General features: G+C 69.5%; 15 protein-coding genes, 1 tRNA gene, 1 pseudogene and 1 CRISPR repeat array. Of the genes and pseudogenes, 6 read left to right on the top strand and 11 right to left on the bottom strand.

Annotated features, from left to right (window positions below; all coding sequences use genetic code 11):
- Positions 1 to 24: 24 nt before the first annotated feature.
- Positions 25 to 505: a CRISPR direct-repeat array (repeat unit 37 nt; unit sequence GTTGCGATCCTCGCCGGACCCGGAGGTCCGGCGCAGC).
- Between the two features lie 202 nt (positions 506 to 707).
- Positions 708 to 905 carry a DUF397 domain-containing protein gene (locus tag ACFHW1_RS25090; RefSeq protein ID WP_416616260.1) on the bottom strand — a complete coding sequence of 66 codons (198 nt, stop codon included), beginning with the start codon at positions 903 to 905 and terminating at the stop codon, positions 708 to 710.
- Positions 862 to 1,815 carry a helix-turn-helix domain-containing protein gene (locus ACFHW1_RS25085; RefSeq protein WP_416616258.1) on the bottom strand — a complete coding sequence of 318 codons (954 nt, stop codon included), beginning with the start codon at positions 1,813 to 1,815 and terminating at the stop codon, positions 862 to 864. Before ACFHW1_RS25085 ends, ACFHW1_RS25090 begins: the two co-directional genes overlap by 44 nt.
- A 290-nt stretch (positions 1,816 to 2,105) precedes the next feature.
- Between ACFHW1_RS25085 and ACFHW1_RS25080 the strand changes: the two genes are divergently transcribed.
- On the top strand, positions 2,106 to 2,327 hold the full coding sequence (locus ACFHW1_RS25080; protein WP_416556832.1) for a hypothetical protein: 222 nt from the start codon (positions 2,106 to 2,108) through the stop codon (positions 2,325 to 2,327).
- Positions 2,324 to 3,271: a hypothetical protein gene (locus ACFHW1_RS25075; RefSeq protein WP_416556830.1), complete on the top strand. Its 948-nt coding sequence runs from the start codon at positions 2,324 to 2,326 to the stop codon at positions 3,269 to 3,271. The genes ACFHW1_RS25080 and ACFHW1_RS25075 overlap by 4 nt, the downstream gene beginning before the upstream one ends.
- Here ACFHW1_RS25075 and ACFHW1_RS25070 read toward each other — a convergent pair.
- The 7 genes from ACFHW1_RS25070 to ACFHW1_RS25040 all read right to left on the bottom strand — a co-directional run bounded on the left by ACFHW1_RS25070 (position 3,249) and on the right by ACFHW1_RS25040 (position 11,552).
- Entirely contained in the window at positions 3,249 to 4,364 is a 1,116-nt protein-coding gene (locus ACFHW1_RS25070; protein ID WP_416556828.1) for an AbfB domain-containing protein, read from the bottom strand. The genes ACFHW1_RS25075 and ACFHW1_RS25070 overlap by 23 nt on opposite strands.
- Before the next feature lie 639 nt (positions 4,365 to 5,003).
- Complete coding sequence (locus ACFHW1_RS25065; protein WP_416569381.1) at positions 5,004 to 5,636, bottom strand: copper resistance CopC family protein; 633 nt, start codon at positions 5,634 to 5,636, stop codon at positions 5,004 to 5,006.
- A complete protein-coding gene (locus ACFHW1_RS25060; RefSeq protein ID WP_416569380.1) occupies positions 5,621 to 6,244 on the bottom strand; it encodes a hypothetical protein in 624 nt (207 codons plus the stop codon). Before ACFHW1_RS25060 ends, ACFHW1_RS25065 begins: the two co-directional genes overlap by 16 nt.
- 156 nt (positions 6,245 to 6,400) lie before the next feature.
- Positions 6,401 to 7,555 carry a mechanosensitive ion channel family protein gene (locus tag ACFHW1_RS25055; RefSeq protein WP_416556824.1) on the bottom strand — a complete coding sequence of 385 codons (1,155 nt, stop codon included), beginning with the start codon at positions 7,553 to 7,555 and terminating at the stop codon, positions 6,401 to 6,403.
- Positions 7,556 to 7,589: 34 nt separating this feature from the next.
- Entirely contained in the window at positions 7,590 to 8,723 is a 1,134-nt protein-coding gene (locus tag ACFHW1_RS25050; RefSeq protein WP_416569378.1) for a potassium channel family protein, read from the bottom strand.
- Positions 8,724 to 8,742: 19 nt separating this feature from the next.
- Positions 8,743 to 9,057, bottom strand: a complete 315-nt coding sequence (locus ACFHW1_RS25045; RefSeq protein ID WP_282230987.1) for an antibiotic biosynthesis monooxygenase family protein — start codon at positions 9,055 to 9,057, stop codon at positions 8,743 to 8,745.
- 29 nt (positions 9,058 to 9,086) lie between these two features.
- Positions 9,087 to 11,552: a phosphoketolase gene (locus ACFHW1_RS25040; RefSeq protein WP_416616256.1), complete on the bottom strand. Its 2,466-nt coding sequence runs from the start codon at positions 11,550 to 11,552 to the stop codon at positions 9,087 to 9,089.
- A gap of 842 nt (positions 11,553 to 12,394) precedes the next feature.
- Between ACFHW1_RS25040 and ACFHW1_RS25035 the strand changes: the two genes are divergently transcribed.
- Positions 12,395 to 12,478, top strand: a tRNA-Leu gene (locus ACFHW1_RS25035).
- Between the two features lie 99 nt (positions 12,479 to 12,577).
- On the opposite strand, the gene ACFHW1_RS25030 is transcribed toward ACFHW1_RS25035, so the two are convergent.
- Positions 12,578 to 14,113, bottom strand: a complete 1,536-nt coding sequence (locus tag ACFHW1_RS25030) for a recombinase family protein (protein ID WP_416616254.1) — start codon at positions 14,111 to 14,113, stop codon at positions 12,578 to 12,580.
- Between the two features lie 236 nt (positions 14,114 to 14,349).
- Between ACFHW1_RS25030 and ACFHW1_RS25025 the strand changes: the two genes are divergently transcribed.
- The gene (locus tag ACFHW1_RS25025; RefSeq protein ID WP_416616252.1) at positions 14,350 to 14,487 is read left to right on the top strand and encodes a hypothetical protein; all 138 of its coding nucleotides are present in this window, start codon (positions 14,350 to 14,352) and stop codon (positions 14,485 to 14,487) included.
- A 38-nt stretch (positions 14,488 to 14,525) separates the two neighbouring features.
- Here ACFHW1_RS25025 and ACFHW1_RS25020 read toward each other — a convergent pair whose 3' ends face one another.
- Complete coding sequence (locus ACFHW1_RS25020) at positions 14,526 to 15,254, bottom strand: hypothetical protein (protein WP_416616250.1); 729 nt, start codon at positions 15,252 to 15,254, stop codon at positions 14,526 to 14,528.
- 338 nt (positions 15,255 to 15,592) lie between these two features.
- Here ACFHW1_RS25020 and istA point away from each other — a divergent pair.
- Positions 15,593 to 16,498, top strand: a pseudogene (istA, locus tag ACFHW1_RS25015) (IS21 family transposase); the annotation flags it as partial.
- Between the two features lie 154 nt (positions 16,499 to 16,652).
- On the top strand, positions 16,653 to 17,636 hold the full coding sequence (locus tag ACFHW1_RS25010; RefSeq protein ID WP_416616248.1) for an integrase core domain-containing protein: 984 nt from the start codon (positions 16,653 to 16,655) through the stop codon (positions 17,634 to 17,636).
- Positions 17,637 to 17,663 lie beyond the last annotated feature (27 nt).

The raw sequence follows: 17,663 nt of genomic DNA, 5'->3' as shown, positions 1-17,663 counted from the left end.
GCCATCGTCTGCGACCACGACGCCGTTGCGATCCTCGCCGGACCCGGAGGTCCGGCGCAGCCTGGACGTGGGCCGAGTTGTGCGCCGAGTTCGGCGAGTTGCGATCCTCGCCGGACCCGGAGGTCCGGCGCAGCTCCGCGGCGGCCTGGTCATGGTCGGCGAGCAGGGCCGTGTTGCGATCCTCGCCGGACCCGGAGGTCCGGCGCAGCGCGCACCGTCAGAGCCCGCCGATGATCAGGTCGGACACGTTGCGATCCTCGCCGGACCCGGAGGTCCGGCGCAGCTTCAGCAGGCGGCGACGGCGGCCGCGGACGCCGAGGTGTTGCGATCCTCGCCGGACCCGGAGGTCCGGCGCAGCAGCTGGTCACCGACCTCATGCACCGTGAAGTCCTGTTGCGATCCTCGCCGGACCCGGAGGTCCGGCGCAGCATCCCGGACGTGCTTGCGTAGGTGCCGGACACACGACCGGTTGCGATCCTCGCCGGACCCGGAGGTCCGGCGCAGCGGCTCGCGAGCTGCGAGTATTCACCAATCACGATTGGCTTCGCGTTGCTCACGAGCAGTTTATGTCCCAATCGTAGGGGTTTGGCGGTTCGGAACCCCACGCTTGGAGCGTGGTCACCGGAGGTTCCTAGATCAACTTCAGACGCCAGACTGCACGTTTTGGTGGCGGCTGGCCGGTACCCGGCCAGCCGCCACCATCAGTCTCAGCGGGCGTCAGGCGTGGGCAGGTAGGTGGTGAAGGTGGCCCACTGGGCGGGAGCGAAGGTCAGGACCGGGCCGGTCGTGTCCTTGCTGTCCCGTACGGCGATGACGTCGGGCAGGTTCGTCGCCACTTCAACGCAGGCTCCGGCGTTGCCGCTACGGCTGCTCTTGCGCCAAGTCGCGCTGGTCAGGTCGACCACTGGTCAGTGCCTCCAATGCTTTCTCTATCATTTCCCTGGACGAGGCTTCGTCGAGGGCACGGCTTTCGAGGTCGCTCCAGACCAGATCGTAGGCCCGAATCTCCTCGGCCTTGTTCAGGTAGAGCGCCCCGGTCAACGTGTCCACGTAGGCCAACGGTGGTTCGACTGGCTCGGTAGCAAGCGGGGCGTTCGGGAAGCTGAGCAGGGTGAACGTCGAGGTCATTCCCGCGTGCTCCCCAGCCGAGTAGGGCAGGACCCGCACAGAGACGCTGTGCCGTTTCATGGCGTCAAGAATGTGTTCAAGCTGAGCCACCATGACTTCCGCACCGCCGACCAGACGATCGAGAACCGCCTGGTTGATGATCGTACGCAGATGAGGTGGTCGAGGCGAGTTCAACAACGCTTGCCGTTCGAGCCTGATCTTGACTCGTCGTTCGACCTCTTCATCGGTGAGCAGGCCGACCGGTAGACGCGTTACCGCCTCGGCGTACTCACGGGTCTGCAAGAGCCCTGGAACCGACTCGGAGACGAAGTGCCGGATCGTGGCGGCGCTGTCTTCGAGGGAGACGTAGAGGCCGAACCAGGCGGGTAGGGCCGATTCGGTGTAGTCGTGCCACCAGGCACGCCTCGGGGCATCGCGGGTCTCCCTGGTCATGGTGAGCAGGCGGTGGCGGGTCTCCGGGGAGACCCGGTAGAGGGTGCACATGGCGTCGACGTCGACGTCGCGGAAGCGGATCCGCGAGTCGCCGGCCTCGATGCGCCAGATGGTGGAGGAGCCGCGTTGCAGTGCTTGAGCTGCGGCGTCCTGGCTGATGCCGGCGGACTCCCGCAACACGGTGAGCCAGCGGCCGATGTGTCGGCGGAGCAGGGTTGTGCCGATGGAGCCGGACAAATCGCTCGCCCCCTTCATCCTCTGTGGTGAGTGTAGTCACCAACGTGGTGGACAATCAACTGACGAGCGCCTTCATAATCGTGAAGGCGCTCGGCATGGAAATGACTGACCTCGACCAGGGGTTGCCCACGACGATAAGGGCGCATCGCGCCTTGTCTTATGCATGCGGTCCAACTTAGATAACTGATGCCGGTGCTGTCCATAGTCACCCGCCGCAGTCGGGGAAACCCCCGTGACCGGCTGCGGCGGGCCCGGCGCATGCGCTCCTGCCCGCACGATTAATTGATCTTCGCTCGGGAGGAAATGGAATGTTCACCGCCCTCGCGTTCATTGCCGCCGGCTTTGTGCTCGGCATTCCGCCGGGTCTGCTGCTGTGCCGGCTGCGGCGGCGCTGGTGCCCGGCCTGCGGGCAGACGCTGCGCTGCCCCGACTGCGGCTCCCGGCAGTTCGTCACCTTCGACATCCGGCCGACGACCGGGCGGCGCTGGTCGCCCCGGGCGCGGTCGGCGCCCCGGGCCGCCGGCCGGTGACCGCCGAGCATGTGGCGGCGCGGCCGTCGTGGCGGTGCCGGGTGTGCCGGGCACCGTGGCCGTGTCAGCCGGCGAAGGCGCAACTTGTCGCCGCGTACGACCGGATCGGCCTGTGCATGTACGTGGCCGAGCGGTCCGCGGCGGCCGCCCTCGACCTGCCGGGGCTGACCCCGGCGGCGGCGTACGCCCGGTTCCTCGGCTGGGCGCGGGCCGCCACCCGTTCCGAACCCACTGGAGAGACCACGATGGAATCCGAGATGACCGTACGGGACGCCGACGTCACCGACATCGCCGAGCTGGCGGCGCTGCTCGCCGAGGCGTTCGTGACCAACCCGGTGGCCGGCTGGCTGATCGCCGACGTGTCCAACCGGTACACCACGTTCCTGCGGCTGTTCGACGTCGAGTTGACGCACGGGCTGACGCACGGCGTCGTCCACGTCGCCGGCAACCGGGAAGGGGTGGCCGTTTGGCAGCCGTACCCGATGCGGTTGGCGACGGTGACCGACCACGAGCGGGAGGTGCTCGGCGCGGCCGGCATCTACCGGCGGCGGGTCGCGCACCTGCGGGCGGTGCGTGACGAGCACCGGGCGGCGGCGTTGCGGCTGCCGGTCGGGCCGTCGGCCGGGCTGTCGGCGGGGCTGGCCGACGGGTCCGCACCGGAGCCGGTGGTCGGCCACGAGCTGGTGTACCTGGCGGCGGCGCCGTGGCTGCGTCGCCGTCGCATCGGCGCGGCGCTGCTCGACCATCATCAGCGCACGTTGGACGCCGCCGGGCTGGTCGGGCACACCGTCACCGACGAGGAGTACGCCCGTGACCTGCTGGCGGTGCGCGGTTGGCGCACGCCCGGCCCACGGCACCTCTCCCCCGGCGGGCCGCCGCTGTGGTCGATGCGCCGCGACCCCGGCACCCGACCGACCCCGCCTACAGCGGGGTACGGACGATGAAGGTGGCGTAGGACGCGTTGGCGCCTCTGCCGATCTCGGAGAGTTTCAGGTATCTGCCGTCGTGGTGCAGGTAGCGGTCCGGGTAGTTGTAGGAGCGCAGTGAGGTGTGCTGCCCGGTCAGTCCGGTGACCGGGCAGAAGGTGGCGTCGGCCCGGAACAGGGCGCTGCCGTCGACCCGGTGCAGGTAGAAGCGGAAGTTCTTGTGGCGCAGGTAGTAGCCGGGGAAGTTGACCGCCTCCAGGGAGATGCAGCTCGACTTGGCCAGTCCTCGGCGGACCACGAACGCAGCGTCGGCCTTGCTGCGCTGGTCGACGATGTCGACGCGGCCGTCGAAGTTGCGGTGCCGCACCCGGCGGCCGGGCAGGTTGACCGGCTCCAGCCCGAACGTGCCGCCGACGGTCAGGGTGAGGTAGGCGGGTGCGGTCGGTTTCGGGTCCGGTGCCGGCTCGGTGGTCGGCGGCGGTGCTGCCGGCGTCGACTCGCCGATCGGGTCCGGGGCGGGAGCAGCGCGGGCGGGGTCGCCGACCGGGCCGACCCGGTCGGCGTCGTCGGCGTCGTAGGTTGGCTCAACGGCCGACGGTACGGTGTTCGGGCTGCGGGGAAGGGTTCCGGTGGCTGCGCCACTCGGGACACCCGCGACGAACTCGCCCCGGATCGGCTTCTGCTGGTTGCCCCGGTTGGTGGCCACAGTCACGATGATGACGGCGGCGGTAAGGACCGCCACGGCGCCGATAGCGGCACGGCGGGGCGGTGTCGTCGAGCGGTCGGCATGCTTGGCGGGCGTGGCGGACAGGGCGCGGGTACCGCGCGCTCCGCCGCGCCGGCCCGACCCGGCGGCAGTCGGGCCGCCTGCGGCCGTGCCGGCGACCACTGTGCTGTCGGTGACCTCGCCGTCGATCGTCGTGGGGCTCGACCAGCTGACCTGGCTAAGCCGGGCGGTGGCCAGCGAGAGCGGGCTGTCCGCCGGCGGTCGGGGCCAGCGCGGGGCGGAACCGAGCCGGCGGGGCAGGTCATCGGGTGTCGGCTGGCCCTCGGCCGACGTGAGCCAGCGCTCGACGGGCAACGGATCCTGCTGAATGTCCTCGTCGGACATCGATATCCCACCTCCGGCTGACAGCCTGTCCGGGTCCGATCACTGCGTCGCGGCGCATACATTCTCATTTCGCCCGCATGGTGCGCCAGTACCCGGAGCCACCGAGTTGTCTCACTTCGGCAAAGCACCGCACCCCAACCACGACAGCCGTCACCCTTGGTGGTCGTTATTTGACACGCGGTTGCGGCCGGTTGAGCTTCCTGCCGTCGGCGGCCGGCCAGACCCTCCCGGAAACCTCACTCGATATGACTGAATGTAGGCATTGACGCCGACGGCGCAGCTTTTCAAGACAGCTCTTCGGGGCGCCTGAACCATCGAGGTCTAGTGAGTCCACTGTCGACCCAGCCCCACACGGAGAGGAACTCGATGAGTCCCGACCGAAACGGATCGGCGACCCCGACCAGCACCACCCCCACGGTTTCACAAACCACAGCGTCAGCGCTCTCGGCGGACTGCCCAACCAGGGTCCGAAGAGCACCAGCGCCGTCGGCGCGTACCGAGTTGGCGACGGTGCTGCCCGGGCGGGGCGACTTCGACGAGGCGATCGCGTTGCAGCGCGACCGCACGGGCTGAGCCCGGCCGGCCGGCTCGACGTCGAGCCGGCCGGCCGGGCTGTCTGTCAGCCGGTGGCGTCGCCGGTCAGCTGGCTGGGCGTTGCCGGACCCGTCGGCGCAGCAGCCAGCCGACGACCAGCAGCACAAGCAGTCCCCCGCCGCCGACGGCGGCCCCGGGCAGCAGCAGCCCACTGCCCCGGTCGTCCGACCCGGCGGCGGATGTGTCGGCCGTACCGCCGTCGGTGTCGGTGCCGTCGACGGAGCCGGCTTGTTCCGGTTCCGCTGCGGTGCCCGGTGCCGGCAGCACCGCGCGGGCGCAGTCGGCCGGGTCGGCGCTGTCGCTCCCGCCGTTGACGACCTCGAAGTAGAACTTGCCGCTGATCTCGTGTCCGTCAGCCGACGTCGCCTCGTACGCGAGCGTGTGTACGCCGGTGGTCAGCGGGTCGACGGTGGCGCACAGGGTCTTCGCGTTGACCACGACCGCCTCCCCCACCGCCACAGCGGTGTCGTCGGGGCCGGTGACGGTGATCTGCCGTTCGCCGGTGCCGGACAGCGGGCCGAATGTCAACGCGATGGTCTCCACACCGGGGGCGACCTCGTCGCCCGGCCCGGGGGCGGCGGAGATCAGCTCGGTGTGCGCCCACGCAGGAGCGGCGAACGCGACCGCCGCCACCCCCGCGCAGGCCAGGACCGCGGCGTGACTCAGAAGTCGGCGCATACCAGGCGGTTGTCCATGGCTTCCATCGGGTGGATGACCACCGACTTGGCGGCGTCGCCGACCTGCTGCTCGTTGGTGACGGTCGCGGTGCCGGTGCCGTCGGTGGCGGCGGTGAAGCCGAGGTGGACCTCGTTGGGCGGGGTTTCCGGGCCGCTCTCGTCGAACTTGAAGTGCGGTCCGCCGTTGTCGGCGGCGCACTCCTGGGCGTGCAGGTGGCCCATGTACTCCGCACCGGGCTCCAGCCCGGTCAACTTCACCGTGACCGTCGTGCCGTCCTCGGTCTGCGCCAGCCAGGCGGTCCCGGCGGCGTCGTCGGTGCCCGGTGGCCGGGTGTCGAGTAGGGCGAACGTGGCCTCCACGGCACCGTCGATCTGATCGGCCGGCGTGGCGGACGGGTCATTCATCATCATCCCGTCCATCCCGTCCATCCCGTCCGTCCCGTCCATCCCGTCGGACATCGCGGAGGCCGACGCCGACGGCTCCGTGGACGTGTCGGCGGCGTCGGTGGAGCCGGACGAGTCGTCGCCGCAGCCGGCGAGGACGCCGACCGACGCGAAGCCGACAACCGCGACAGCGGTACGCCAGCGGTCCGATCCGTTGATGTTCACGTGTCGTGTTCTCCCTGTTCGGATACAAAGGGTGGGCCGGCTACCGGGGCCACCCGGTTGCCGGCGCTTGTCTCCCCGTTCGGGGTCTTCCGATAGTTGAGTCGGACGTGGCAGCGCGGAAGTTCCCACGGGTTCGACCCCGTGACGTAGCTGCTGCTAACGGCGGTCGGCGGACGAGTTCTGGTCACCGACGCCGGGGGTGGTCTCGACCGCAGCGGGGTCGGACAGGTTGACCCGCTGCAGCGGGGCCGCCGGGTGCGACGTACCGCTGTCGTGGCCGCCGACCTCGGCGCGGACCCGGGGCCGCGACTGCGGATGCTGTTCCTGCACCCAGGCGACCAGCTGTTCCCTGACGAGGCACCGCAGGTCCCACAACGCCGACGAGTTTGCCGCCGACACAAGCGCGCGGGTCCGGATGTTGCCGTCGGTCGCCCCGGTCACCTGCAGCCCGCAGACCCGGCCGTCCCACAGCGCCGCCGCCGCCTCCGACTCGACGATGCGGCGCAGTTCCTGACGCATCGACTCGACCGGCAGGCTCCAGTCGACGTCGATCTCGGCGGTGCCGAGCACCGACGCGGCGGTACGCGTCCAGTTCTGGAACGGGGTGGTGGTGAAGTAGTTCGACGGCAGGATCAACCGGCGTTCGTCCCAGATCTTCACCACCACGTAGCCGAGGGTCATCTCCTCGATGCGGCCCCACTCGCCCTCGACGACGACCACGTCGTCGAGGCGCAACGCGTCACCGAAGGCGAGCTGCAGGCCGGCGAAGATGTTGCCGAGGGTGCTCTGTGCGGCAAGCGCGGCGACCACGCCGACCAGGCCGGCGGAGGCGAGCACACTAGCCCCGGCGGCGCGGGCCGCCGGGAAGGTGACCAGCATCGCCCCGACGGTGAGCACGCCGACGACGGCGAACGCGACCCGACGGATCACGGTGATCTGGGTGTGCGCGCGGCGGGCAGCGAGGTTGTCGTTGACATCGATCGGGAAGCGGCGCAGGGCGGTGTCGGCGGCCAGTCCGAGCAGGGTGGCGACCAGCCAGCCGCCGGTGGCGATGGTGGCCAGCAGGATGGCGTGCTGCACCGGCTCATGCCAGCCGTTGGTGGTGGCGATCGGGATGGTGAACCGGGCGGCGAGCAGCGCGGCGATGATCGCCGTCGGCAAAAAGGCGCGCCGGGAGATGTCGGTGAGCAGCGCGGAGCGGCGGCCCGCGAAGCGGAGGATACGGTAGGCGACGGCGACGGCGAGTGCTGCACCAGCCGCCGCTCCGACCACGATCGCGGCGCTGACCAGGGCGTCGGACACGTCCGACATCTCCTTTCCCATCGGTTTCGTCGGCAGCGGCCAGCTAACCACATCCACCCACGCCCGTCTCGGACCGGTCGACGTCGCGCAGCGTCACCAACGGGGCGGACCAGCCCCGTAGACCGGCCAGGAACGGCACGGACCGGGCCAGCACCACCCCGACCAGACCGTCCCGACTCGCCGGCTGGTCGTACCGGGCGCCCAACTCGGCGGCGAGCCGCGACTGCAGCCGCCGCAGCATCTGGTCGGCGTCGTCGAAGGGTGCGCTGGCCCGGGCGGCGGCCCCCTGTTCGGCGTCGGCGTCGGCGTGGTTAGCGTCCAGGACCGTGTCGTCGAGGTAGCGACGGGCGATCGTGTCCTGAATTCGCAACAGGGCGTACGCCAGCTCCTCAGCCCGTGGCCCGAGACCGCGCCAGGTGGCGCAGCGGGCGATGAGCAGCGCGGCGACCGTCGCCTCGATGACATGTTCCAGGGCCGGCTCGAGGTCGTAGTCCGGCCGCCGCGGCCGGTAGGTGAGCGCCACCAGTGGGTACCGGCGGACGGTGTCGTCGATCGCGCGCAGGTCGGCAGCCCAGTCCGCGCAGCGCTGGCGGGTGGCGTCAACCCCTTCGGTGGTCAGGCTGCGCACGGTCAGCCCGACGCCGTCGCTGCCGCCTACCTGGTCGTGCACGGCGAGCGCGAACCGGTTCCGCACTGTCAACCCGGTGATCAGTTCGATCAGGTACGTCGCCAGCGCGGCGAACAACGCGAAGCCGAGCGCCGCGACGCACACCGCGAGCAGCTTCTGCGCCGGAGTGTCCGGGGTGAGGTCGCCGTAGCCGAGCACCGTGAGGGTGCCGGCGGAAAAGTACAGGGCGTCGGCGAAACCGGTCGGGCCGTAGCCGGCGACCCGGTGGTAGCCGTCCAGGTGCGGCCACACCAGCAGGGCGACCCCGAACACCAGCGGCACGATCCAGGCCAGGAAGGTGCCGGTCACCAGCAGCGGCCCGGCCCAGACCAGCAACGTCCGCTCAGGCCGCCGGCGACGATTGGCGGCAAACGACGACAGCCGCCACACCGAACGCCGGACCGCGCCGGCGACCGGACCCTCCGCATCCGGATGCAGGATCGTCAACCAGACGTCGACCACCACCACGGCGATCAACGCGCCACCCGGTACCGCCCACAGCCACATCATGGGCGCAGGTATACCCCGTTTACCGGCTGGTCGACTGCACCACCTCGAACTCGAGCAGGCTCGCGCCGGTCGCCACCGGCGGGCGGGGTCGTTCGCCGTCCCCGGCGGCGTGGGCCTGCCGAGCCGGGCCGGCCGCCCACGCCTGATAGGCCTCCTCACTCTCCCACCGGGTGTAGACGAAGTAACGGCCCTCCCCCGCGACCGGGCGCAGCAGCTCGAACGCGAGGAAACCGGGCGCGTTCTCCACCGCCCCCTGGCGGGCGGCGAACCGTCGCTCCAGCTCGTCGCCGGCGCCGTCAGGGACCTCGATCGCGTTGATCTTCACGACTGCCATGTGGACAGCCTAGTCGGGGGCGGGTGCGCTCAGCCCTGGTTGGCCCAGTCGCCGAGCGACCAGTCCCGCACCTCGGGCATGTCCTCCAGGTGCTCCACCACGTACGCCTCGTGCTTGGCGAGCTGCTGCTCGCACCAGGCCTTCAGATCGGCGGCACCGCGCGGCAGCCGCCGGGCGTTGTTGATCGCGTCCATCACCAGGTGGTAGCGCGACGCCCGGTTACGGACCGTCATGTCGAACGGGGTGGTGGTGGTGCCCTCCTCGATGAAGCCCCGCACCCGGAACCGGTCGGCGTCCGGCCGGCCGTGCACCAGCTGATGGATGGCCCCCGGGTAGCCGTGGAAGGCGAACACCACGTCGACCGAGTCGGTGAACAGCTCGGAGAACATCGTCTCGTTCATGCCGTGCGGGTGGTCCTTCTGCCGGGGCAGCCGCATCAGGTTGACCACATTGACCACCCGGACCTTCATGCCGGGCAGCCGTTCCCGCAGGATCTGCGCGGCGGCGACCGTCTCCATGGTGACCACGTCACCGGCGCAGGCCAGCACGATGTCCGGCTCCGAGCTACCGTCGTCGGTGCCGGCCCACTCCCAGATGTCCGCACCCTTGGCGCAGTGCTCGACCGCCTGGTCCATGGTCAGCCACTGCAGCTGCGGCTGCTTGTCGATGACGACCAGGTTCACGTACGACCTGGACCGCAGGCAGTGGTCGGCGACCGACAGCAGGCAGTTGGCGTCCGGCGGCAGGTAGACCCGCGACACGGTGCCCCGCTGGTTGAGCACCACCTGGATCAGCCCGGGACCCTGGTGGGAGAAGCCGTTGTGGTCGTTACGCCAGGCCGTCGAGGTCAGCAGGATGTTCAGGCTCGGTACCTTGGCCCGCCACGGCAGGTGCGCCGCCTCCTGCAACCACTTGCCGTGCTGCACCGTCTGCGACGCGCTGACCATGGCGAACGCCTCGTAGGTGGCGAACATGCCGTACCGGCCGGTCAGGTTGTAGCCCTCCAGCCAGCCGTGGCAGTTGTGCTCGGACAGCACCTCCATCACTCGGCCGTTACGGCTGATCGCCGTGTCCGACGGGTACACCTGCTCCATGAAGCCGCGGTCGGAGACCTCGAAGACGGCGCCGAGCCGGTTGCTGTTGGTCTCGTCGGGGCAGAACAGCCGGAACCGGTCCGGGTTGCGGGTGTAGATGTCACGCATCAGCTCGCCGAGTTTGCGGGTCGACTCGGCGCGCAGCTGCGCCGGCTGCGGCACGTCGACCGCGTACTCGCGGAAGTCGGGCATGTCCAGGTCACGGGTCAACAGGCCGCCGTTGGCGTGCGGACTGGCACTCATCCGCAGGTCGCCGTCGGGGTTGACGCCGGTCACCGTCGCGGTCGGCGCGCCGTCGGCGTCGAACAGCTCCTCCGGACGGTACGAGCGCAGCCAGGTCTCCAGGATCGCCAGGTGGTCGGCGTTGTCCCGGACACCGGACAGCGGCACCTGGTGCGACCGCCAGGTGCCGGTGACGGTGATCCCGTCGACCTGCTCCGGGCCGGTCCAGCCCTTCGGCGACCGCAGGATGATCAGCGGCCAGCGGGGGCGGGAGCCGTCCCAGTCGCCGCAGCGGGCGGCCTCCTGGATCTGGCGGATCTTGCCCCAGGCGTCGGCGAGGGCGGCGGCGAACCGCAAGTGCATCCCGGGCAGGTCGTCGCCTTCGACCTCGATGACCTCGTACCCGTGGCCTTCCAGCAGCGAACGAACCTCGGCGCGGTCCTTGCGGCCCAGCACCGTCGGCCCGGCGATCTTCGCGCCGTTGAGGTGCAGGATCGGCAGTACGGCGCCGTCGTGGGCGGGGTTGATGAACGACACGCCCTTCCAGGAGCCTTCCAGCGGGCCGGTCTCCGCCTCGCCGTCACCGACGACGGCGATGGCCAGCAGGTCCGGGTTGTCCATCACCGCGCCGAACGCGTGCACCAGGACGTAGCCCAGCTCACCGCCCTCGTGGATGGAACCGGGAGTGGTGACCGAGACGTGGCTGGGGATGCCGCCGGGGCTGGAGAACTGCCGGAACAGCCGCAGCATGCCGGGCTCGTCCCGGGTGACGTCCGGATAGATCTCGGTGTAGGTGCCCTCCAGGTAGCCGGCGGCGACCAGCGCCGGACCGCCGTGGCCCGGGCCGGTGAGGTAGATGGTCTGCTGCCCGGTGTGCCGGATCAGCCGGGACACGTGGGCGTAGATCAACGAAAGGCCGGGGCTGGTCCCCCAGTGGCCCAGCAGCCGCGGTTTGATGTGCTCGGGGGCGAGCGGCTCGCGCAGCAGCGGGTTGCCCCGCAGGTAGATCTGCCCGACGGTCAGGTAGTTGGCGGCCCGCCACCAGGCGTCCAACTGCGCCAGCTCGGCGTCGTCGGGCGCGGCGAGCACCCGCAGCAGCCCGTCGTCCGCGCCGGCGCGGCCGGCCCCGGTCGGGGTGCGCTGATCGGTCACGGCAGTCACGAGCGGATTCCTCCTCATCAGGGGGTACGTCCACGACTGATCGTAGAGGGGCCGCTGCGGTTTTTCGCGGCTCCAGTGCCTGTCAGGCAGGGGCACAACGGCCCTTGACATGCCCTGACATGCCCCAGGCCGGGCCGTTGCTGGCCACCGCCGGCGGCCACGGTGAGCTGGAAGGCGGCAGTCAGTCGATCGACGCACGGCAGTGTGATTTGTGCGTCCACAGCCAACTCCACCGGGCCTGCGGTGCCCGACACTCTTCTTGACAGGAGAGTTCTCGAGTAGGAAGTGATCTGCAGTGCGTACCCTCTACGACACCGGGTCGGTCCATCCGCTGGACCGCTACGAGTACTACCGAGCGGAAGCGACGGCCGAGGTGGCGCCGGTGGAAATTCGTGGCCGATCGTCGCTGTCCCTCACCGCCGCGATGCGGATCGCCCAGGTCGGCCGATATGAGATCGAGACGACCAGCTGGCGGTCCGACATCGAAGGCGTGGCCCTCCGGACGCAACGGCTGATCCGGGCCAGTGATCCGGAGTCCTACCGGATCTGCGTCCTCGTCAGCGGGGAGCTCCGGGTCGAGCAGAACGGTAACCAGGCGCGGAGCCTGGCTACTGCTCGGTGTAACGATCTGCCGACTCGCGGACGCCCCGCTCGACGCGGTGACCGCAGTGGCAGGCACCATCCAGGTGCTCCTCTCCGGTTAGTCGCCGTGCCGGCCGGCAACGCCCGTCAGCACGGTTGTGCATGATCCACTCCGTTCGTGTACAGTCTTGCCCCGTGCGGCCCTCAGCCGCCGGCCCCACGGTGTCGACGTCCGGCTGTCGACCTACCGGATGGGGGCGGTAGAGTGGTCCGGGCAGGTCCGGGTGGCGGAATGGCAGACGCGCTAGCTTGAGGTGCTAGTGCCCGTATAGGGCGTGGGGGTTCAAGTCCCCCCTCGGACACAAACTAGTACATGATCCATCAGGGTTGGCCTCCGCTTCGATGATGCGGAGGCCTGGTTTGTATGTGAGCTTGAGTCCGAGCTGCTGGTAGACCTGGGCCTAGTCCGCGGGATCGGCGGTGCGCAGGACGTTGGCGATGCCGGAGAGCGCCTCGACCACGGTCTGGATCTCGGCGGGGGTCATGGTGCGGCGGCCGGTGAGCTGGCGTAGCTCAGCCTCGATGGTGGCCTTCTCTGCCTGGACCTGGGTGGTCCATTGCTGGACGAGTGCCGGGTCGGTGCCCGCTTCGAGTGCGGCCCGGTAGCGGTCGAGCTTGGTCTGGATGATGGCGAGCTTCTCGCGGGCGACGGCGATGCGCTGCTGTTCGGCGTCGTTGTGCTGGGCGTCGGCGATGGCTTGCAGTGTGGCCTGCAGGTTGGCGGGTCTGAACGCCCGGCTGATCCAGGGATCGACCTGTTCGATGATCTTGTCCTCACGGACGTAGAGGCTGCGGGGGTGGGCGATGCTGTTGGCGTCGGCGTACTCGGCAGCGTAGGTGCATCGGTAGTGGTTGCGGTTGTTGTTGTAGCTGCCGACCATCCGCCGGTCACACAGGCCGCAGAACAGCAGGCCAGACAGGGTGTATCCGCGTTTGCTGGCGCGTGGCTTGGACTTCACGCCCGGTCGGCGTGCTCCGGCAGCGAGCTGGGTCTGGACCTGCTCGAACGTGTCGTCGTCGACGAGGGGCTCGTGGACGAGCGCGGAGGAGTAGATCCATTCGCGGGCTGGGTTCCAGCGCATCTTCGTTTCGTGGCCGAGGGCGACGTCCTCGATGTCGATGAGGATCTCGGCCTTGCGTTGCCGGTTCCAGACCTGGCGGCCGGTGTAGCGGGGGTTGGTCAGGATGACGCGTACGGCGCTCTTGGCCCAGGCATTGCTATGTCGATGGGGGTTGCGTCGGGGGTCAGCCGCAGATGGTGAGGGGATGCCGTCGCGGGTGAGTCCTTCGGCGATGGCGTAGATGCCCGAGCCGGCGAGATACTCGCGGTAGATCCGGGCGACGACCGGTGCGGTGAGCGGGTCGGGTTCGAGGCGGTGCAGTCGTCGGCCGTCGGCGGCCTTGCTCGGGTTCGGATGCGGGCCGGCGTCGGCGAGCTGGTAACCGTACGGGGGACGGCCGCCGAGGAAGCGCCCTTCGGTCGCGGCTTGAGCGGCCATGGCGGAGCGGACTCGGATCTTGATTCGGTTACGCTCGCCTTTGCTCATCCCGCCGTAGAGCGACATGACCAGGTCATGGGCGTCGCTGCCCGGGTCTACCGCGCCCCCGACCTCGGGGATCCACAACTGGACGCCGAAGTGTTCGAACAGCGGGAACGTGAGCCCGAACTGGTTGCCGTAGAACGCGCGCTGCGGTTCGCCGATGACGACGCCGTCGAAGCCACGACGCGGGTTGCGCAGCGCGGCGAGCAGGTCCGCAGCCCGTGGTCGTCGTTTCCACGGCAGGGACCGAGATGTGCCGATGTCGAAGTACTCGCTGACGATCGCATGCCCGGCGGCCTCGATGAGGCCGCGGGCACGGGCGAGTTGCCAGTTGCGGGATGCCTCGGGGTCCTGGTTGTCTTCAGTGGACACACGTCCGTAGAAGGCGAATCTCATCTTGTACTCCTGAGCGGTGGGGAATCCTGGCCGCCGGTCTGGTGGCGTGCGGCGTTGAGGATCAGTCGAAGCAGCGCGGCGGCTGTGCCTGGTGTGATCATGGGGTCGTGATCGGGAAGCTCGACCCGGACATCCCGTCGCTGCGGCGGCGGGTGAGAAGCCGCGGCAGCGTAGTTTGACTCAGCCTGCGACGGCAAGGCCGATGTCGTACCGCCGGCGGATAGCACTCGCGAATCATGATCATGGAGATGCGGCCCGTGCGGCTGCTTCGGGTCGTGGGCTCGAACGGCATGGGTGTCATCGAGTTCATCGCGCTTGATCGCGGCTTCCTCGGCGTCGCCATGGGCCGGCGAGGCCGGGGTGGCGCGCCGTGACGACGCGCCACCCCGTGTGCCGTTTGGGTCACGGCTACTCATGCCACCGCCGTACGCCGGTTTGTGAAGACCAAGAGGTCGACGTGGTAGCTCTCGGCGCCTGCACCGGCTGGCCAGGCGTGTCTCGCTGCATCGGCTTCGGCCCGGGTGGCGTAGTAGAGGAACTGGTCGCCGTTGCCCGGTCCGGTGACGGCGACGATTTGCAGGATGTGCGTCAGGCCCGCGGCGCGGGCAGCGGGCAGCAGTTCGCCAAGGTGCTCGGCGCATGTAGTGCCGGGCTGGCCCGGTGCCGCGGAGCTGACGGCGGCGATCGCCCACGTGTCGGCCGTCATGATGAGCCGACACGCGCCGAACAGGTCAGCGATGCTGGTCTGCGTACGGCCTGCGTGCTGCGGAGGCCAGCGAAGGACGACGAGGCTGGCGGGCTCGGCGAGCGAGTCGAGGTCGGCGACGTCGCCGGGGTCGGTGATGGACAGGTACGAACGGAACGTGTTGGCGCTGGCAGTCTGTAGATGTGGGTCGCTGTCGAAGTCGACGACCGCGTCGCCGCGTTGGGTGTACACGAGGATGAGTCGCTGGGCCAGACGCGACGCAAGACGGGTGCCGGGGTCGGGGGCAAGTGGGTCGTCGTCGCGGTCGTCGAGTCGCCAGACGGCGATGGGTACGTCGCCGCCGACGAGGATCGCGTCGCCATGGGTGTTCGGTGCGTCGGTGGATGGGTTCGGACGGGGCTCGTCGTCCGGGACGGAGTTCGGCAGAGCAGTCATGTGCGGGTAGCTCCCGCGCTGGCTGACCGTGTTCGCATCTACGAATGGCCCCGGGATGCCCGCTCACAGCACCGTCTCTCACGGCCCGGTACCCAACAGCACCCAACAACGCGCGACGTCTGTTGGGCGGCCTTACCCAACAGTTGATCATCGTTGGCCCAACAGCTTGTCGTCTACGGCTGTTGGGTAGGCAACAGCCAGCCCACGGGGCGCGGGCGGCGCCAGCGGCGGACGAGACAGGCGCCGGCTATCCGGGGCCGCCGGGGTGTCGCCGCTTCCTGAAAACTGACCCACCAGGAGTCTCCGAAAACTGACCCATCCTGCTGTATGTGAGGAGGGTGCTGAAAGTGGAGGACTGGGCTGAAATACGCCGGTTGCATCGCGCGGAGGGCGTACCCATCAGGGAGATCGCCCGCAGGTTGGGAGTCGCCCGCAACACGGTCCGAGCGGCGCTGGCCAGCGACCGGCCGCCGAAGTACGAACGTGAGCCACGAGGCTCGGTCGTCGACGCCTACGAGCCACGGATCAGGGCGTTGCTGACCGAGTGGCCGCGGATGCCCGGGCCGGTGATCGCCGAGCGGATCAAATGGCCCTACTCGATGCCGCCGTTACGCAGACGGCTGGCGGTCATCCGGCCGGAGTACGTCGGTGTGGACCCGGTCGACCGGACCGTCTACGAGCCGGGCGAGATCGCCCAGTGCGACCTGTGGTTTCCCGACACCGCGATCCCGGTCGCGGCGGGCCAGTCACGCACGAAGCTACCGGTGCTGGTCATCACCCTGGGGTTCTCCCGGTTCATGACCGCCGTGATGATCCCGTCCCGGCAGGCCGGCGACATCCTGTCCGGGATGTGGCAGCTGATCTCGCAGCTGCGGCGGGTGCCGAAAACCCTGGTGTGGGACCGGGAATCCGCGATCGGCGGGACCGGACGGGTCTCGGCGCCAGCGGCGGCGTTCGCTGGCACCCTGGCCACGCGCATCCGGCTGGCTCCCCGCCGCGATCCGGAGTTCAAAGGCATGGTCGAACGCGCCAACGGATTCCTGGAGACCTCGTTCATGCCCGGCCGGCTGTTCACCTCACCCGCCGATTTCAACACCCAACTCGACGACTGGCTGGCCGGGGCCAACGCCCGCACCGTCCGCTCGATCCAGGGCCGCCCGGTGGACCTGCTGGCCACCGACTACCTGTCGATGATCCCGCTGCCGCCGGCGCAACCCCCGACCGTGTACCGTTCGAAAACTCGGCCACAGCCGTTGACGTGCGGCTTTGTCCGCTGCGGGATCGATGGATGGCGTCATGCTGCCGGTCATGATCCTGTCGTTCGGCTACCTGATTCTTCGTCAGGCACTGCAGCTGATCATCTTGTTGGCCCGGGGTGGGGACGCCAACGCGGTCGAAGTGCTCGTGCTGCGGCACCAGGTCGCGGTCCTGCATCGGCAGGTACGCCGTCCGGATCTGGAACCGGCTGACCGGGCGGTGCTTGCCGGCCTGTCGAGGCTGTTGCCGCGGACCCGGTGGGCGGCGTTCTTCGTCACCCCGGCCACGTTGTTGCGCTGGCACCGCAACCTGATCGCACGGCGGTGGACCTACCCGAGACGGCGACGCGGTCGACCGCCGATCACGGCCGAGGTGCGCCAACTGGTGCTACGGCTGGCCCGGGACAACCCCACCTGGGGATGCCGACGCATCCAGGGCGAGATGACCGGCCTGGGCTACCGGCTCGCGGCCAGCACGATCTGGGCGATCCTGACCACCACCGGTGCAGGTCCGGCTCCACGTCGGGCGGGACCGACCTGGACCGAGTTCCTCACCACCCAGGCCAAAGGCATCCTGTCCTGCGACTTTCTACACGTCGACACCATCGGACTGACCCGCGTCTACGTCCTGTTCCTCATGGAGATCGCGACCCGGCGAGTACACCTGCTGGGCGCCACGACGAACCCGACCGGTGAGTGGGTGGCGCAGCAGGCCCGCAACCTCATGATGGACCTGGACGATCGTGCGAACCAGTTCCGGTTCCTGATCCGGGACCGGGACGCCAAGTACACCGCAGCGTTCGACACCGTGTTCCACGCCGCCGGTGTCGAGGTGCTCCGAACGCCACCCCAAGCACCCCGAGCGAACGCGTTCGCGGAACGCTGGGTACGCACCGTTCGGCGAGAGTGCCTCGACCGGACCTTGACCTACAACATCCGACATCTGCTCGCCGTGCTCGGCGAATACCTCACGCACTACAACGGGCATCGGCCACATCAGGGCCGCGGGCAACGCCCACCTGACCAGGACACGGTCCCAGCCCCAGTGACCGATTTGGGTACCGTCCGAGTGCGGCGCAGGAAGGTCGTCCACGGGCTGATCAACGAGTACGAGCAGGCCGCGTAGCCGAAGCCGAGCCACCCAACGGGCGTC

It is taken from the genome of Micromonospora sp. LOL_014, assembly GCF_048060245.1.
Lineage (GTDB): Bacteria > Actinomycetota > Actinomycetes > Mycobacteriales > Micromonosporaceae > Micromonospora_E.
The sequence above is the reverse complement of the archived record's forward strand: the minus strand, read 5'-3'. Positions and strand labels throughout refer to the sequence as shown.

What these genes read in the sequence shown, in the direction of transcription:
- ACFHW1_RS25085 (WP_416616258.1), bottom strand. Translation starts at nt 1,815, where the DNA reads ATGAAGGGGGCGAGCGATTTGTCCGGCTCCATCGGCACAACCCTGCTC.
- ACFHW1_RS25080 (WP_416556832.1), top strand. Translation starts at nt 2,106, where the DNA reads ATGTTCACCGCCCTCGCGTTCATTGCCGCCGGCTTTGTGCTCGGCATT.
- ACFHW1_RS25070 (WP_416556828.1), bottom strand. Translation starts at nt 4,364, where the DNA reads ATGTCCGACGAGGACATTCAGCAGGATCCGTTGCCCGTCGAGCGCTGG.
- ACFHW1_RS25065 (WP_416569381.1), bottom strand. Translation starts at nt 5,636, where the DNA reads ATGCGCCGACTTCTGAGTCACGCCGCGGTCCTGGCCTGCGCGGGGGTG.
- ACFHW1_RS25055 (WP_416556824.1), bottom strand. Translation starts at nt 7,555, where the DNA reads ATGTCGGACGTGTCCGACGCCCTGGTCAGCGCCGCGATCGTGGTCGGA.
- ACFHW1_RS25050 (WP_416569378.1), bottom strand. Translation starts at nt 8,723, where the DNA reads ATGATGTGGCTGTGGGCGGTACCGGGTGGCGCGTTGATCGCCGTGGTG.
- ACFHW1_RS25045 (WP_282230987.1), bottom strand. Translation starts at nt 9,057, where the DNA reads ATGGCAGTCGTGAAGATCAACGCGATCGAGGTCCCTGACGGCGCCGGC.
- ACFHW1_RS25040 (WP_416616256.1), bottom strand. Translation starts at nt 11,552, where the DNA reads ATGAGGAGGAATCCGCTCGTGACTGCCGTGACCGATCAGCGCACCCCG.
- ACFHW1_RS25030 (WP_416616254.1), bottom strand. Translation starts at nt 14,113, where the DNA reads ATGAGATTCGCCTTCTACGGACGTGTGTCCACTGAAGACAACCAGGAC.
- ACFHW1_RS25025 (WP_416616252.1), top strand. Translation starts at nt 14,350, where the DNA reads ATGATCATGGAGATGCGGCCCGTGCGGCTGCTTCGGGTCGTGGGCTCG.
- ACFHW1_RS25020 (WP_416616250.1), bottom strand. Translation starts at nt 15,254, where the DNA reads ATGACTGCTCTGCCGAACTCCGTCCCGGACGACGAGCCCCGTCCGAAC.